Annotated in this window: 17 protein-coding genes and 1 riboswitch; all 17 genes read left to right on the top strand. The window is 47.8% G+C overall.

Going from position 1 to position 16,275, the window contains the following annotated elements:
* Positions 1-281 precede the first annotated feature (281 nt).
* Positions 282-529: riboswitch (cobalamin riboswitch) on the top strand.
* A gap of 99 nt (positions 530-628) precedes the next feature.
* Positions 629-1,453, top strand: a complete 825-nt coding sequence (locus tag A3735_RS24365) for a DUF4198 domain-containing protein (RefSeq protein WP_231872158.1) — start codon at positions 629-631, stop codon at positions 1,451-1,453.
* Between the two features lie 11 nt (positions 1,454-1,464).
* A complete protein-coding gene (cbiM, locus tag A3735_RS24360; protein ID WP_068510544.1) occupies positions 1,465-2,085 on the top strand; it encodes a cobalt transporter CbiM in 621 nt (206 codons plus the stop codon).
* Positions 2,075-2,656, top strand: a complete 582-nt coding sequence (locus A3735_RS24355; RefSeq protein WP_082885988.1) for a hypothetical protein — start codon at positions 2,075-2,077, stop codon at positions 2,654-2,656. The genes cbiM and A3735_RS24355 overlap by 11 nt, the downstream gene beginning before the upstream one ends.
* A 1-nt stretch (position 2,657) precedes the next feature.
* Entirely contained in the window at positions 2,658-3,452 is a 795-nt protein-coding gene (gene cbiQ / locus A3735_RS24350) for a cobalt ECF transporter T component CbiQ (protein WP_068509169.1), read from the top strand.
* A gap of 7 nt (positions 3,453-3,459) precedes the next feature.
* Entirely contained in the window at positions 3,460-4,140 is a 681-nt protein-coding gene (locus A3735_RS24345; protein ID WP_068509167.1) for an energy-coupling factor ABC transporter ATP-binding protein, read from the top strand.
* On the top strand, positions 4,140-6,011 hold the full coding sequence (locus A3735_RS24340) for an AAA family ATPase (protein WP_231872159.1): 1,872 nt from the start codon (positions 4,140-4,142) through the stop codon (positions 6,009-6,011). The genes A3735_RS24345 and A3735_RS24340 overlap by 1 nt, the downstream gene beginning before the upstream one ends.
* Positions 6,008-6,595 carry a cob(I)yrinic acid a,c-diamide adenosyltransferase gene (gene cobO, locus A3735_RS24335; RefSeq protein ID WP_068509165.1) on the top strand — a complete coding sequence of 196 codons (588 nt, stop codon included), beginning with the start codon at positions 6,008-6,010 and terminating at the stop codon, positions 6,593-6,595. Before A3735_RS24340 ends, cobO begins: the two co-directional genes overlap by 4 nt.
* Positions 6,595-8,004 (top strand): cobyrinate a,c-diamide synthase, encoded by a 1,410-nt coding sequence (locus tag A3735_RS24330; protein ID WP_068509163.1) that lies wholly within the window; start codon positions 6,595-6,597, stop codon positions 8,002-8,004. Before cobO ends, A3735_RS24330 begins: the two co-directional genes overlap by 1 nt.
* A gap of 5 nt (positions 8,005-8,009) precedes the next feature.
* Entirely contained in the window at positions 8,010-9,143 is a 1,134-nt protein-coding gene (locus A3735_RS24325; protein WP_068553736.1) for a cobalt-precorrin-5B (C(1))-methyltransferase, read from the top strand.
* Entirely contained in the window at positions 9,140-9,967 is an 828-nt protein-coding gene (gene cobK / locus A3735_RS24320) for a precorrin-6A reductase (RefSeq protein ID WP_068511645.1), read from the top strand. Before A3735_RS24325 ends, cobK begins: the two co-directional genes overlap by 4 nt.
* A gap of 9 nt (positions 9,968-9,976) precedes the next feature.
* Complete coding sequence (locus A3735_RS24315; protein WP_068511648.1) at positions 9,977-10,618, top strand: precorrin-8X methylmutase; 642 nt, start codon at positions 9,977-9,979, stop codon at positions 10,616-10,618.
* On the top strand, positions 10,618-11,922 hold the full coding sequence (cbiE, locus tag A3735_RS24310) for a precorrin-6y C5,15-methyltransferase (decarboxylating) subunit CbiE (protein ID WP_068511651.1): 1,305 nt from the start codon (positions 10,618-10,620) through the stop codon (positions 11,920-11,922). The genes A3735_RS24315 and cbiE overlap by 1 nt, the downstream gene beginning before the upstream one ends.
* Entirely contained in the window at positions 11,915-12,703 is a 789-nt protein-coding gene (gene cobI / locus A3735_RS24305) for a precorrin-2 C(20)-methyltransferase (RefSeq protein ID WP_068511653.1), read from the top strand. The genes cbiE and cobI overlap by 8 nt, the downstream gene beginning before the upstream one ends.
* Positions 12,696-13,493, top strand: a complete 798-nt coding sequence (locus A3735_RS24300; RefSeq protein ID WP_068511655.1) for a cobalamin biosynthesis protein — start codon at positions 12,696-12,698, stop codon at positions 13,491-13,493. Before cobI ends, A3735_RS24300 begins: the two co-directional genes overlap by 8 nt.
* 62 nt (positions 13,494-13,555) lie before the next feature.
* Positions 13,556-14,347 carry a precorrin-3B C(17)-methyltransferase gene (gene cobJ / locus A3735_RS24295; RefSeq protein ID WP_068553735.1) on the top strand — a complete coding sequence of 264 codons (792 nt, stop codon included), beginning with the start codon at positions 13,556-13,558 and terminating at the stop codon, positions 14,345-14,347.
* The gene (gene cobM / locus A3735_RS24290; RefSeq protein ID WP_068515059.1) at positions 14,344-15,132 is read left to right on the top strand and encodes a precorrin-4 C(11)-methyltransferase; all 789 of its coding nucleotides are present in this window, start codon (positions 14,344-14,346) and stop codon (positions 15,130-15,132) included. Before cobJ ends, cobM begins: the two co-directional genes overlap by 4 nt.
* 90 nt (positions 15,133-15,222) lie before the next feature.
* The coding region (gene cobW / locus A3735_RS24285) for a cobalamin biosynthesis protein CobW (RefSeq protein WP_068638801.1) at positions 15,223-16,275 on the top strand (1,053 nt) is incomplete at its 3' end.

The raw sequence follows: 16,275 nt of genomic DNA, 5'->3' as shown, positions 1-16,275 counted from the left end.
CATTTTTCAAATGAGGATAAAACAGCCGACTTCAGCTCTGACTGAATGCAGGCTTTGAGCACAAAGCTCTACCTTTTGTCTGCTCCGGAAATGTTACAAAGCACACCTCTAAAGCGAATTAGTGAGTAGTTTGTATCAGTTTGAGGTATTGGCACTTATGTCAAACCTGACTGAAAAGCACTAAATTTTAAGGAGTCCCGAAACTAGACATCTTCACTTCAAGACAAGGTTTTCAATTGACAGACCAATTCTTAATGAGTACAGTTCGCGCTTGATCTTAGGTCATGTTTAACGACATGAGTGAAAAACATCGTTCTTTGAACTGTTTTTCAATTTGGGAAGTCGGTGAGTTTAACTATGAACCCGACACTGCCCCCGCAACGGTAAATTGGTTATATCGCTTCGTATACCACTGCAGGTGAATTAAAAGGTTTTGCTCCTTTTAAAACTTGTGGGAAGGTGAAGTGATTAGGTGCGTTTAGCGCCTAGCTGATGAGTCCGGATACCAACCTGATGATCTGTTATACAGGTGTTGCGGAGGGCTTCATCAGGTAATAATGTCTTCCGATCCTATTACTTTTTCCCTTCTCGACTCCGGCTGATACTTATTTCTAGGCGGAGCAAGTTATTGAAAATTCATAGTAAGTCATTACTCTTATTAACCAAATGGGTTGTTGCAATTAGCTTATGGCTAACGATTGCATCGACTGCGAATGCACATTTTCAAATGATCTATACCCCTGACCTATTAAGAAGCAAAGGCGGCATAGTGGAATTGAGAATGCCCTTTACCCACCCAGCAGCCAATGGTTATGTGATGGCTGTTGATAAGCCGCTTGCGTTCTATCACATCAAAAAAGGCAAGAAGAAAGATCTGAGCACAAAGCTGGTAGAAAGTAACTGGGCCAGTGCCGAGAATACGGGCATTTCTTACGAGTCTTCAGTTAAGCTGAAAGGCTTAGGCGATAATATCTTTGTCTTCGAAATGGCGCCATATTTGGAGAAAAGCGAAGATGTTTTTATCCAACAGTTCGCAAAAACCATTATCAATGTAGGCAGCCTGCCAAGCGATTGGGAAAGTGACTTAAACTTGCCAGCTGAAATCGTGCCCCTTACGAAACCCTACGCGATCTATGAGGGCGGAAGCTTCACTGGCATTGTGCGAAGTCACGGAAAGCCCGTACCTTTTGCGGAAATCGAAGTTGAATACATCAACTATTTACCTGAAATGTCAAAGAATGCGTTCTCTAGTGATCCCACGATTCAAGTTCCTGCAGAAGCATTTATTACGATGACAATTTATGCCGATGCTAGCGGAACATTCACGTTTGCGATACCGAAGGCGGGTCAATGGGGTTTTGCTGCGCTGGGCGTAGGGCCACAAAAGAAATTTAAAGGTAAAGAGCTGTCTCAAGACGCTGTCATTTGGGTGCAAGCCCATGAACTTAAGTAGAGGGTGCCAACGTGCATATAGTTGATGGTGCGCTTGCGGCGCCGGTTCTAGCAGCTGGTGTTGTACTTAGTGTAGTGGGGGTGGCGATCGGGTTAAAGAAGCTCGATTACGACCACTTACCTCAAGTCGGCGTACTATCGGCTGCGTTTTTCGTTGCCTCATATATCCATCTCCCACTTGGTTTTTCTAGTGTTCATCTTATTTTAAACGGCTTGATTGGCCTGGCACTTGGCTGGGCGGCTTTTCCCGCGTTGCTTGTTGCCTTGCTGTTGCAAGCTGTTTTCTTTGGCTTTGGCGGCTTCGTTGTCCTCGGTGTCAATACATTTAATATCGCACTACCGGCTGTGCTGATGTACTACGTATGTCATAGAGGGATCTCTGCTCCGAACACAAATTTAGCTGCGATATGGGGCGCGATTGGTGGCGCCGGTGCGATTCTACTAACTACATTGTTAGTTGCGGGCTCCCTGGCATTATCTGGAGAGGCGTTTGTGCTCGCGGCTCAAGCGACCGTATTGGCGCATATACCGATTATGATCCTAGAAGGTTTTGTTACCGGCGCGGCTGTCTTGCTGATTCGACAAGTTAAACCTGAGCTCCTGCGTATATCGGAGGATTGGGATGATACGTAATCTTTGTTTGCTCTTCCTTGTTTTCGTCAGTTCGCAGAGTGTCGCGCATAACGTACTGGGCGGCGTTTATACCATTGGTGTTGATGTTGAGGGCGAAATAGGTTTTTCCAATGGAGAGATGGCACCACTAGGCTCTAAGGTAATGGTTCGTGATCTCCAGGGTCAAGAAATTGTTTTGGTCGAAACGGATGAGGAGGGCTTCTTTACATTCGAAGCGACGAAGCGGATTGATCATCATATTTACGCGAACCTAGGGGCAGGCCACGTGTTTGAAACAGTTTTAAAGGCTGAAGACTTATCGGATACCTTAGGCGAGATTATGGCAGTGGAATCTGCCGACGCTCTGGAAACAAACCTTCGAGGACAGATGTTGGTGGGTAATGACTTACAAGCATTGATCGAAAAGGCTGTCGCAAAACAAATTAAGCCCTTGCGCAAAGAGTTGAATGCCTACAAAGAGAAAGCATCATTTCGGGATGCTTTGGGTGGCATTGGTTACATCTTTGGCTTATGCGGTATCGGTATTTGGCTAACGCAGCGAAATCAATCTACAAAGAATAAGGCGAGTTAAGGTGCCACAGAATCTCGAACACAGCGGCACTTCGTGGAAAGGGCAGAGGCTGAAGCATGAAGATTCGGTGATCGACTCGTTCGATCCTCGAGTCCGAATTATTTGGGTGGCTGTTTTTTCCTGCATTGTTGTGTTGTCGAAAGAACTCAATGTTGTGCTCGTCGAATTGGGTATCGCGTGTGCTCTTGTTTTCTTGGCGAAGTTAAATCTCAAGCGCACGTTTAGACGCGTCCTGGCGATGGATATGTTCATGATATTTCTGATTGTTATGCTGCCATTTACGACGCCTGTCTCTGGGGAAGATGATGTGCTTTTCGAAATATCGGAGTTGACGGCGAGTAAGAATGGATTGGTCCACGCGGTATTGATTGCCGTTAAAGCGAATACCGTTGTTCTGTCTTTACTTGCTGTTGTGGGCACCATGAATGCGACAACGTTCGGGCATGCTTTAGCACGGTTACGTATACCCGATAAGCTCGTTCATTTGCTTCTGTTTACGGTACGTTATCTCGACGTGATTGGTCAGGAATACAAACGCATGAAACGTGCGATGCAGGCGCGGGCATTTGTACTGCGAATGGATACGCACACATGGCGCTCAATTGGCTATTTAGTGGGAATGCTTTTAATCCATGCACTTGAACGTTCAGAGCGAATCATGGAGGCAATGAAGTGTCGTGGTTACAACGGCCGCTTCTATTTGTTGGATGATGATAAGTTAGTCGCACGCGATTACTGCTTGATCATCGTTTGCGTTCCGTTCTTGATTTCTCTAATTCTTATCAACCTGCTTTGAGGCTTTTATGGAAGCGCTAATTGAAACACGAGGCTTAAGCTACCGCTACCCACGAAGAGGGGAAGTATTATCTCATGTCGATTTCTCTCTCTACTCGGGTGATCGGGTTGCGCTCACGGGGCCGAATGGAGCGGGCAAAACGACGTTTCTACATTTACTGGTAGGGCTAAAAAAAGCAAAGTCGGGTGATGTATTTGCTTTTGGCAAGTTTAGAAAGCAAGAGTCTGAATTTGTTGAAGTACGCGCGAAGGCGGGCTTTCTATTTCAAGACCCCGATGATCAACTATTTTGCCCCACTGTATTAGAGGACGTGGCATTTGGCCCGCTAAATCTAGGAAAAACCAGAGAGCGGGCCTTCGAAAAGGCCAAGCAAACACTTAGGTCGCTTGGCATGGCAGGATTTGAGAAGCGAGTTGCGCATCAGCTTTCGGGGGGCGAAAAACGCTTGGTCGCATTGGCATCGGTACTGGCCATGGAGCCAGAAGTGTTGTTGTTAGATGAACCGACAAACGCGCTCGACAACGAAGCTAGACAACGCTTGCTCGACGTCTTGATGTCCTTGCCGCAAGCAATGCTTGTTATCTCACATGATGAAGAGTTTGTTTCTAAAATCGCGACGCGACATATTCGTTTAGAGTCTGCGCGAATGATTGAAATAGAAGCTTGGTCGGAAACTGAGATTGCTTAATGGCTTTTACTTCCGCCCAAGAAAACTTGAGAGACTCTTTTATGAACTATGCGCATCATTCAGATAGATTAGACATGCCTTTTAGTGCAGTGGTCGGCCAAGACTCATTCAAGCTTGCGCTTATTCTCGTGGCTATCAATCCGTCCATCGGCGGTGTCGTTATCACTGGCCCAAGAGGGTCAGCAAAATCCACCCTTGCTAGGGCTTTGGCTAGTCTATTGCCTTACGACGATGCGCGCTTAGGCAGTGACTCACCATCCTTTGTTACTTTGCCTTTAGGGACGAGTGAAGAGATGTTGGTCGGTACACTGAACTTGGAAAAAGTGCTGAGTGACAAGTCCTTAGATTTCCAACCTGGCTTACTAAGTAAAGCCAACGGCGGCGTTCTATACGTCGATGAAGTTAATCTATTGCCTGACAATCTTGTAGATCTGCTTTTGGATGTCGCCGCAAGTGGTGTCAATTACATAGAGCGCGATGGCATCAGCCATCAACACAAGGCGGAGTTTCTATTAATCGGCACGATGAATCCTGATGAAGGAGAATTGCGCCCCCAGTTACACGACCGTTTCGGTTTGGCAGTCGATTTAGCTAACCGCTACTCGGTAGAAGAGCGTGTTGCCATCGTTAAAACGCGCGAAGCATTTGATGCCGATCCAGAAGCATTTACTCTTGCCTATGAAGAAAAGCAAGAAGCACTGATCGCTAAGGTAGTTTCAGCAAGAAAGCGTTTAGAGGGTGTGGCATGCTCTGACTCCATTCGAATTGAAATTGCACAACGTTGTGAAGATGCGTTGGTAGATGGACTAAGAGCAGATATCGTTTGGTATCGAACAGCTCGCGCGCACGCCGCTTGGCAAGGTCGAAAAGAGGTCATCTTGGATGATCTTGATGCGGTTTCAGAGCTGGTTTTGCACCACCGCCGTAGGCACGACGCGCCACCACCAGCTCAAGGTGATTCCGGAAGCGGTAATCCTAACTCCGGCAACGATTCTCCAGAAACCGGATTTAAGCGACCCGATGATTCACATAGACAACCAAACCAGAATGACGCAAAGGGCGATGCCGATACCGGCGAACAAAATAGTACCGACAGTGATTGGGGGAGTATGGACCCAAAATGCATGAACGGTATTGTATCACCGGAGAATGCCATCCCCACAAAATCAAACGCGCGTGCGATAAGCCAACCCTCTGCATTGTTAGACTCGATGTTTGCCAATCAAAAAGGGCGCTCTACCATAGGCCGGCAAACATCGAACAAAGACGGGCGACTTCCTGATTGGTTCGGCACACTGCTAAGTAGTTTTGGCGAGTGGCCGCCTAATAAGCTCAAGATGCGGAAACAAAAATTGGGTCAGTCAGTCTTACATGTTGTTTTGTTTGATACCTCGGGCTCTACTTTACAAGGTGACGTTTTTGCACGTGCAAAAGGTGTTGTTGCTGCGATCGCCAATGAGGCTTACTTAAACAGAGAGCAACTTGCGGTGTTTGGTTTTGGTAACAATCAAGTACTGTCGCTCATGGCGAAAGTGAGAGCGCCCAAACAGATCGAGAACTGGTTGCAGGGGCTCCGAGCGGGCGGTGGAACACCAATCATAGAAGGCGTTAATGAAGCGGCTCGGTATTGCGAAGCGATGAGTCAGAAATTTCCAGGGCTAAACATACGGACGTATATAGTGTCTGATGGTCGGAGCCGAGAAACGCTCAGCCAAATTAGGCTACCCGGTGACTGTGTATGGGTGGATACTGAGCAAGCGACAATACCCCGTGGTCGTGGAAGAGAGTTTGCGCGCAATTTGGGCGCAATCTATATCTCCTTAAAGGATGATCTTTTAAGTAACTCAACAGGAAAAGGTAGCTTGGCATGAAGTCGCATCAAGAGCGCATGGCGCACAAAAAGGCCATTATCGATAAAAAGATTGCCAAGGCAACTGAAGAGCGTGGCGTTCTGATTTTGTTGAAAGGAAATGGCAAAGGCAAAAGTAGCTCCGCCTTTGGCACGATGGCCAGAGCCGTAGGGCATGGTCAGAAAGCCGCGGTCGTTCAGTTTATTAAGGGCCGAAAAGAAACCGGTGAATTCAAACTATTCCGCGACCATGAACGTATCGATTGGCATGTAATGGGGCATGGCTTCACCTGGGAAACCCAAGACAAAGACCAAGATATAGCTGCCGCTCAGAACGCGTGGGAGCTCGCTAAATCGCTGCTAACCGACCCCCAGTACGATATTCTGATTTTTGACGAAATGAGCTACATGTTTAAATACAAATACCTTGAATTGGAACCGGTTCTAGAAGCTCTAAAAAATAGACCTAAACATCAGCATGTCATGATTACGGGGCGAAAGATGCCCGAAGCCTTGGAAGACATCGCCGATACGATCAGCCATATTCAGGATGAGCGTCATGCCTTTCGTCTTGGTGTAAAAGCGCAAGCCGGGATCGAGTTCTAATGAGTGTTCAATCGCCTTCTAAACTCCCTACGGCTTCATGCCCAGCTATGTTCATTGTCGCGCCAAGCTCTGGTGAAGGAAAGACAACAGTAACGGCTGCGATTGCGCGGTCGTATCGAAACAAAGGCAAAAACGTACGGGTATTTAAGACCGGCCCTGATTACCTAGACCCTCAAATTCTGGCGCAAGCTTCTGGTAAGGATGTTGAGCCGCTAGACATGTGGATGGCAGGTGAAGCTTATTGCCAGCAAAAACTGTATGAGGCGGCCGAGGTTTCAGATCTCATTATTATCGAAGGCGCAATGGGCATGTTTGATGGCGAGCCATCAAGTGCTGATCTAGCTGCGCGTTTCAATATACCGGTGGTTATCGTGTTGAACGTGAAAGGCATGGCACAAACGGCGGGTGCCATCGCTACGGGTTTAGCGCGCTATCGTTCAGACATTCATGTGGCTGGCATTATCGCGAACCATTGCAGTACAGCGCGGCACGAAGAGTTGATAAGAGATGCGCTTCCTTCAGATATCCCTTTATTGGCAACGCTAGCGAGAGACGAAGAAGTTACCTTACCAGAACGGCACCTTGGTTTGGTGCAAGCAGATGAAGTGCGTGAAGAGCTTGAAGTACGTTTTGAAAAAGGCGTCTCGTGGATTGGTGAGCAGGCGATTACTCAGTTGCCTGAGCCGGTCGATTTCAAATCCACTTCATTAGCGCGTCCAAGTCGTTTGCTTGAAGGAAAACACATTGCGATTGCTAAGGATGCAGCATTTAGTTTTATTTATGACGCCAATTTGCGGTTGTTAGAGACATTGGGTGCAAGTTACGAATTCTTTTCTCCCATGTCTGATCAACAAGTGCCCGTGGCAGATGCACTTTGGTTGCCTGGTGGATATCCGGAGCTCTATGCGCAAAAACTGAGTCAAAACCGTAGCATGTGCGAGTCCGTTCAAGTATTCCATCGTGCTAATAAACCGGTACTGGCTGAGTGCGGTGGTTTTTTATATTGCCTAGAATCGCTGACTGATCTTGAAGACGCGCGCTATTCTATGGCGGGATTAATGGCGGGCGATGGGGCCATGCGCGGAAAGCGCGGTTGCCAGGGGATGCAGACCGCCGCTTTGCCTGAAGGTGATGTAAGAGCGCATGCGCATCATCGTTCTCGAAGTGCAAATACGCCAGAACCTATTGGCTACGGTAAAAGACAAAGGCATTCGGCGCCGGGTGAAGCAATCTATCGCGAGGGTAGTTTGACGGCTACGTATCTACACTTATTTTTCCCTTCTAATGCAGAAGCCATCGCAGCGTTGTTTTTGGGCGTGACGACATTTTCGGCTACAACAGAAGCTGTTAACCGCACTGAAAATGCGCTTAGTTACAATATGCTCAGCAATAATGAGCAGGCTAGGTAAGCACTATGTGGCCAGAGAGCAGTGAACAAGCAAAACCTTTGCGCAGCGGCTTAACAACCGGCTCTTGCGCGACGGCGTGCTGTGTTGCTGCTGCCCAAGCCTTATTGGCGAACAAACATCCCGATGAGGTTGAGATCACTTTGCCGAAAGGTAAAGTCGTCTCTTTGAAAATCGAAGGGTACGAGTCACTTGAACCTGAAAAGAGTGTACGCACCGCTACCATTAAAGATGCAGGAGATGACCCTGACGCGACTCATGGGGCGCTGGTATTTGTAGAGCTGTACTTAGAGGAAAAACAAGGCGTGCAATTTATCTCAGCGCAAGGCGTGGGAACGGTTACACGAGAAGGTTTGGTGCTTAAGGTCGGCGAACCTGCGATCAATCCCGTACCGCGAGAAATGATGCAGTCACATTTATTGAATGCGGCCAAGGTATACCAATATTCTGGTGGTTTTAAGGTTGCTGTCGGCGTTGAAAACGGTGAAGAAATCGCACTTAAAACCATGAACCCGAGGCTCGGTATTATGGGTGGTTTATCTATTTTGGGAACCACCGGAATAGTTAGGCCGTATTCTTGCGCCGCCTATATTGCATCTATCCATCAAGGTGTAGATGTAGCGGCTGCAAATGGTATCACGCACATTGCGGCTACCACAGGCAGCACCAGCGAAGAAGCGATTAAGACGCGATATGAACTCAACGATATGGGGTTGATTGAAATGGGTGATTTTGTGGGTGCGCTGCTAAAGCACTTGCGAAAAGTACCCACCTCAACATCGCCCATCAAAAAAGTCTCTATTTGTGGTGGGTTCGGAAAAATAAGCAAGCTGGCAAATGGCCACATGGATTTAAATAGCCGTTCTTCGTCCATTGATTTTGAGCAGCTTGCTCGAATCGCGAAAGCGCAGAAGGCAGACCAAAGCGTGCTCGATAAAATCCAAGAAGCGAATACAAGTATGCAGGTATTTCAGATTTGTCGCGATGCCGGGATACTGATTGGCGATGAATTATGTAAAGCAGCACTTAACGAAGCGCGTCGCGTATTGAGAACACTGCCTGATAATACAGTCACCTTGGAGGTGTATTCTGTTGATCGACAAGGCCAATTTATTGGTTTTGCCTCTGAGGAAAGCCCATGAAGATACTCTTGCTGGGCGGAACGGCAGATGCGCGAGTTTTTACGAAGCGCGCCTATGAAAAGGGTTTGTTTAATACTAACGATCATTCGCTTATTTATAGCGTGGCAGGCTTGGTTCGACAACCCGACGTACCCTGCGAAGTCATTTCCGGAGGCTTTACACAGTTCGGTGGTTTAAAGGCATATATTAGATCGGAAGGCATCGGTGCTGTGTTGGATATGACGCATCCATACGCAGCAAAAATGAGTTCAACGGCGATAGATGTATGTAACAGCTTGGCCTTGCCTTATTGGCGATTTTCTCGAGAACCTTGGGTCGCGCAAAAGGGCGATAACTGGATCTCGGTCTCTTCATGGGCTGATGCGGTCACTGAATGTGCCAAATTTAAGAGAATCTTGCTGACTGTCGGGCAGCTGTCTCAAGACGACATGACGCGACTCAGTGATGTTCTAGCGACTCAGGATGAAAGCAAATTAATCTACCGAACCGCCGCGCCATCAAGAGCGTCATTGTCAGGCAGCGTGGAATGGATCAAAGCGATAGGTCCTTTTGATCTTGAGTCAGAGAGAGCCTTATTACAGGTAAATCGAATTGACTGTTTAGTGACTAAAAATAGTGGTGGCGATGCCACGCAAGCGAAATTGGTAGCCGCACGAGAGTTCGGGGTTCAGGTGGTGATGTTGACGCGCCCAAACATATCGCCAGTCAAGCATTTGTTCAGTGACCTTGATGACTGCCTACATCACGTCGAAAGTTCGCTGTCTGATTCTCTCACCCTTGAGGATCAAGATACTGAGCAAAACAATAGCGAAAAAAACGTATAGGAAACCGAGATGCCATTTGATTACGAATTGGACCCGAAAGCGATTGAGCGACAAAGCTTTGAGCTGATTCGCCAGCTAAGCAACTTGAGTTGTTTCGATAAAGAACAACAACAGGTCGTGATGCGTGTCGTACATAGCTTAGGTATGCCCGAGCTGACGGATAAGATTCTGTTTAGCGCAGGTGCTTGCGAAAAAGGCAGAGCGTCCTTGGGTCAGAATAAGCCAATTTTGTGCGATGTGGAGATGGTCAAGCAAGGCGTTACTAAGCGCATGATTGAACGAGAGCCCCTGTGTTTTTTGAACGATAACGACACCATTCAACAGGCTAAACAACTAGGCGAAACAAGGTCGATGGCTGCCTTAAGTTCTTGGACACCCTTCTTGAAAGACAGCGTTGTATTGATAGGGAATGCTCCAACGGCCTTGTTCAGATTACTTGAAATGTTGGAACAAGGCGCAGACAAACCGGCGCTTATCATCGGCATGCCAGTCGGCTTTGTCGGCGCAGCAGAATCTAAAGAAGCGCTTTGGGAAGAACACAAAAAATTAGGCGTGGAGTGTATAACCTTGGCTGGCCGCCAAGGTGGCAGTGCAGTTACCGCCGCGGCTTGTAATGCGCTTTTACGCTGTAATCGCGGGGAGTGGTATTAATGCCCTTACATGTAATTGGCCTTGGCGTTTCGGAGCAAGCGAACTTGGACGAAGTCGCCTTGAGTGCTTTGCAGTCAGCAGATCGTATTATTGGTTCCCAGAGACAGTTAGAGACGGTTCGCTGGTGGATTTCAGAAAGGCAGGTGACTGAGCAGCTTCCTAAGCTCTCTATTTTAAAAGGGCAATTGGCGAGCTATCTGGACGAAGGTGAAACAGTTGCCTTGCTAGCCTCAGGTGATCCGCTATTTTTTGGTATCGGAAAATGGGTACGGCAGAGCTTTTCGGATTTGAGGCAAGATCAACTTTGTTTTCATGCGGGCGTGTCCAGCATTCAAGCCGCTTGCCATCGACTCGGCTGGTCCTTACAAGATGTTGAGGTTATTTCACTGCATGGTCGTCCATTACAATCTTTGACCACTCAGCTCAAACCGCATACATGCTATGTATTGCTCACTGATCAAAATAGTTCTGCGCATGCAATTGCTAAAGAATGCCAACGCCGTGGCTTTGAAATGGCAGCGCTGACGGTCTGCGAAAAGCTTGGTTATTCAGACGAACGGGTACGTCTATTATCAATTGATGAACTCATTGATGGAGAGGCACAAAGCCAACGTTTTGATCCCTTAAATGTCGTGTGTTTACAGACACTTGAATCGACGCAATATACGCCGACATTTCCGGGAATTCCGGATGAGCAGTTTGTGACGGACAAAGCACCCGGTAAAGGCATGATTACCAAGCGTGAAGTTCGCTTAGCGATATTGTCTTTGTTAGAACCGACAACAGACGATTGCATTTGGGATGTTGGGGCAGGTTGCGGTGGTGTTGCCACAGAGCTAGCGTTGTGGGGTAAAGGTGCCCAGGTTCATGCAATCGAGCATCATCCGGAGAGGTTAGACTGCTTGAAGGCGAATCAGCACCGTTTCGCAGTTGAACCAAACTTGTCAATTGTTGAGGGCAGTGCACCTGATATTTGTTCAACTTTGCCCGCGGCTAACAAGGTTTTTGTGGGCGGAAGCGGCGGTCAGTTATTAGACATTCTAAATCTAGCCTGGGAGCAACTACCAGAGCGTGGGATGGTCGTCGCCAGTGCCGTGACCGAACAAACGCGCCAACAACTTTATCAGTTTTACCAATCTCGGTTCAGCGATGAAACAAGCCATGTCGAAACATTTGAGCTGGCCGTTAGTCGCGGCGAAACGCTGGCGGGTGAGTTGTATTACAAACCACAACTACCCGTCACACTTTATAAGTTTGTGAAAGTAGAAAAGACAGCAACGAATGAGGCCTTGGATCATGTCTAACCAGCAGCAGGTCAATCAGAATAAGCTCGGCGCCTTTTATGGTGTTGGCGTTGGGCCGGGTGATCCTGACTTACTAACGATGAAGGCATTCAAAGTAATCCAGAACGCGCCAGTGATCAGCTATCTCAGTGGTGAAACCGGTAGCTCACAAGCGAAAATGATTGCAAGAAACGCGCTGACAGAACGTGAAGAGAGAGCGGCGGATCAGGGTCTTAATGTTCTTGAGGATGTCGTGATCGAGATGCCGATGTCGAAGGATCGTACCTTAGCGAATCACGCTTACGACAGTGGCGCTGTTCGGATAAAAGCGGCGCTTGATGCGGGGCAGGATGTGGCGTTTTTGTGTGAAGGCGACCCCTTATTTTTCGGCTCGTTTGCCTACTTACTTGAGCGGCTTCAGGATGACTACCCCTGTCAGGTGATCCCAGGTATTTCGTCTGTGAATGCTGCTGCCAGCGCGATGATGCAACCGCTTACAATGTTAAAAGAATCGTTTGTTGTGGTCAGTGGCCGTCATCAGGATTCGCAAATAGAGCGAGCCCTTAGCGAGCACGATAGTGTGGTGATCATGAAAGCAGGGCAGGCCCGCCCAAGAATATTGGCATTGCTTGAGCGAACGGGAAGATTAGCCGACGCCACGTATCTTGAATATATCGGCCGAGATAATCAGAAGATTGTGAGCGATATAACTCAATTATCTCCAGAGCAAGGGCCGTATTTTTCTTTGTTTGTGGTTTTACCATCGGCAGATCGTAGCTCAGAGGAGAGAAGTCGTGATTAGAATTTTCGCGTTAACCGAAGCCGGGCGCTGTTTGGCAGAACGCTTAGCAAGCGCAATTAGAACCGATTCAACTGCGCTTACGAATGAAGTCGAGGTGTCGTTTAAACCGCAACCCTTTGCGCAAACGGTGCAAGACTCATTTCGCGCCGGCGAACGACAGATTTTAATCTGTGCCACAGGCATTGTCATGCGAACACTCGCGCCGGTAATGGTGAACAAACATGAAGACCCGCCCGTCCTCGTTCTGGATGAACGTGGCGAATTTGTTATTCCCTTGCTGTCCGGGCATGAAGGTGGCGCGAATGAGTTTGGGCGAATTATTTCGGAAGTACTCAGTGCAAGCTTGGTCTTAACGACGGCGGATCCGTATTTGAAACCAATCTACATCGTGGGCATGGGCTGCGAGCGGCATTGCCCTGAGTCAGAACTTCGTGCCTTGCTAGAACAATGCCTTGTGGAAAAGGGTTTAGAGCTTTCACAGATTAGCGGCATCGCAAGCATTGATATTAAGGCGGACGAACAAGGGTTAATCGATTTGGCGGCATCCCTGGCTTTACCGTATCTCACATGGGACAAAGATCAGTTGGCGACGGTTGAGTCTCAGCTGAGCGTAAAGTCAGATTATATATTCGACACAGTTGGCGTGTATGGGGTCGCTGAATCGGCGGCATTGTATTCGGCACAAAAGACGACGTCTGCGCCAGCGGAGTTGGTTTTATCGAAACAAAAGACAAAGAAAGCCACGTGCGCGATTGCACGGAGCTTTACTAAGACAGCGTCAGATAAGTAATAGTGCTTAGGTCGTATTGGAAAAATAGTTCATTTGAATTAAGAGCAGGAAACAAAATTAGCATGAGTCAGTTATTTGTAGTGGGCACCGGTCCTGGTGATAGATCTCTTGTGGCGCCGAAAGCGCTTAGCGCCATTGGAGCCAGTTCAGATTTGGTCGCGTACGGTTTGTATCTCGACTTGTTAGGTGATGTGTGTGATGGAAAAACACATCACGAGTTACCTTTGGGGGAAGAGATCGGGCGAGCTAAACTCGCCTTAGATCTCGCGGCTAGCGGTAAAACAACCGCCTTGGTTTCGAGTGGCGACATCGGCATTTATGCGATGGCAACGTTGGTGTTTGAATTGTTGGATCAACAACTCTTAAAGCAAGCGCAAGGCGAGGCCTTAGATCATCCAGAATGGCTAGATGTTGAGATAGACGTTGTCCCTGGAATCTCTGCCATGCAAGCGGGCGCAAGCCGTGTCGGCGCCATGCTCGGTCATGATTTTTGTACCGTATCGTTATCTGATTTGCTAACGCCTTGGGAGACGATCGAAAAGCGTATTCATAGCGCTGGCCAAGGTGACTTTGTTATCTCGTTCTATAACCCCGTATCTAAAAAGCGTGATTGGCAGTTGAACCATGCGCGAGACGTTTTGCTCCAGTACCGACCGGCTTCGACGCCCGTTTTGTTGGGGCGCCAATTAACCCGTGAAGACGAGTCCATCACCATTACCACCCTAGATAAGTTAGATGCCAAAGACGTTGATATGTTCACGCTTGTGAGCGTTGGAAACAGCGAATCTCGACATATCGTCAATGGCAAAAAAGAATGGGTTTACACGCCAAGAGGCTATAAGAAAAAACTATGACAGTCTATTTTATTGGAGCCGGTCCGGGTGACCCAGAGCTCATGACCCTAAAAGGCCAGCGTATACTTGAGCGTTGTCCTGTTGTTTTGTACGCCGGTTCATTGATACCCAGAGAGGTCTTGGATTCAGTTGAAGATAAAGCAGAGTTGATTGTCGATACCGCCTCTATCGACTTAGAAGAAATTAGCCAGCACATTGAGAAAGCCCACCAAGAAGGTAAAGACGTTGCGCGGCTTCAATGTGGTGACCCTTCACTTTATGGTGCGATTGGTGAGCAAATTAGACGGCTAGAGCAAGCTGGTATTGATTATGAAATCATACCGGGTGTCAGTGCTGTTGCTGCGTCTGCCGCGTATTTAGGTAAAGAGTTGACCTTGTCTGGCGTTTCTCAAACGCTAATTATGACGCGCTATGAAGGCAAAACTCCGTTTCCTGAGCGAGAGCGGCTTCCGCAGCTGGCACAAAGCGGCGCGACCCTCGCGATCCATCTTGGCGTCACCCGCATCCATAAAATTGTTGGAGAGCTGATTCCGCATTATGGCGAAGACTGCCCTGCAGCTGTGTGTTACAGAACCAGTTGGCCCGATGAAGACAAAGTCACAGGAACATTAAAAGATATCGTCGAAAAAGTACGCGAAAAGAAATTTACTCGAACATCTTTGATCCTGGTCGGTCATGTGTTGGATACCGACGATTTTGCCGATTCTTATCTATATGCCAAAGACAAAGCGCATGTCTATCGGCCCAAGGTTAAACCAGATGTACCGAGACAAGTGAAGCGCTAGCAGCAGAAAACAACACACGTTGTCGGTGAGTTTGATTAAGCACAAAGACAACCAAGATAGAACAACAACGAGAGTACAGCGAGATAAATGATGCAATTAAATAAAATACCTACCACCGTCGTTACTGGCTTTTTAGGAAGTGGTAAAACCACCTTACTATCAAATGTCATTCAGCAAGCTGAAGGCAAACGAATCGCCGTTATTGTCAATGAATTTGGTGAACTTGATATTGATGCGGACCTGCTACGTAGCTGTCCTTTGTCTTGTGAAGAAGATGGTGCTGAAAGTGGTGTTGTTGACTCCGACTCTAGCGCTAACAATGGTATTTACGAACTCGCCAATGGTTGCATTTGCTGTACGGTGGAAGAAGAGTTTCTGCCTGTTATGCAGCAGCTTGTAGAGCGTCGTGATGATATCGATCACATTCTGATTGAGACCAGTGGCTTAGCACTACCCAAGCCCTTAGTGCAGGCATTCAATTGGCCTGGCATTAAAGAATATTGCACCGTCGATGCCGTGGTAACGGTTGTCGATGGTCCAGCGGTGGCATCAGGGCGATTTGCGCACGATGAAGGTAAGGTTCAGGCACAGCGTTTGGCCGATGAAAGTCTTGATCACGACCCTAGCTTGCAAGAACTGTTAGACGATCAATTGAGTGCTGCAGACTTGGTTGTGGTTAGCAAAAATGATTTGCTAGACGCGCCACAACGTCAATTGGTTGAAACGATTGTCGGCAAGCGCGTACCAAGCGAAGTCAAAACGACCTATATCAGTAACGGTGAAGCAGAGCTCAATGCCATCATCGGCATTGATGCTGCGGCTGAAGAGCGTATCGAGCAAATACATAATCACCATGATCATCACCATGCGCACGGCGAACATCACGAGCATGCACATGACCATTTCGATTCGTTTGTGATTCAGATCGGTGAAGTCGATAGCGATAAAATTCAAGCAGCGATACAAAACGTTGTTAGTGACTTCAATATCTTCAGAGTAAAAGGTTTTGCAGCTTTGCCAGGTAAGCCAATGAGACAAGTATTGCAGGCTGTGGGTAAGCGTCTAGACAGTTATTTTGACCGCCCATGGCAAGCAGGCGAGCCAAGAAAAACATCGCTCGTTTTTATCGGAAAAGGCATCGAG

It is taken from the genome of Oleiphilus sp. HI0061 (assembly GCF_001635675.1).
This window is presented reverse-complemented; position numbering and strand designations above follow the sequence as displayed.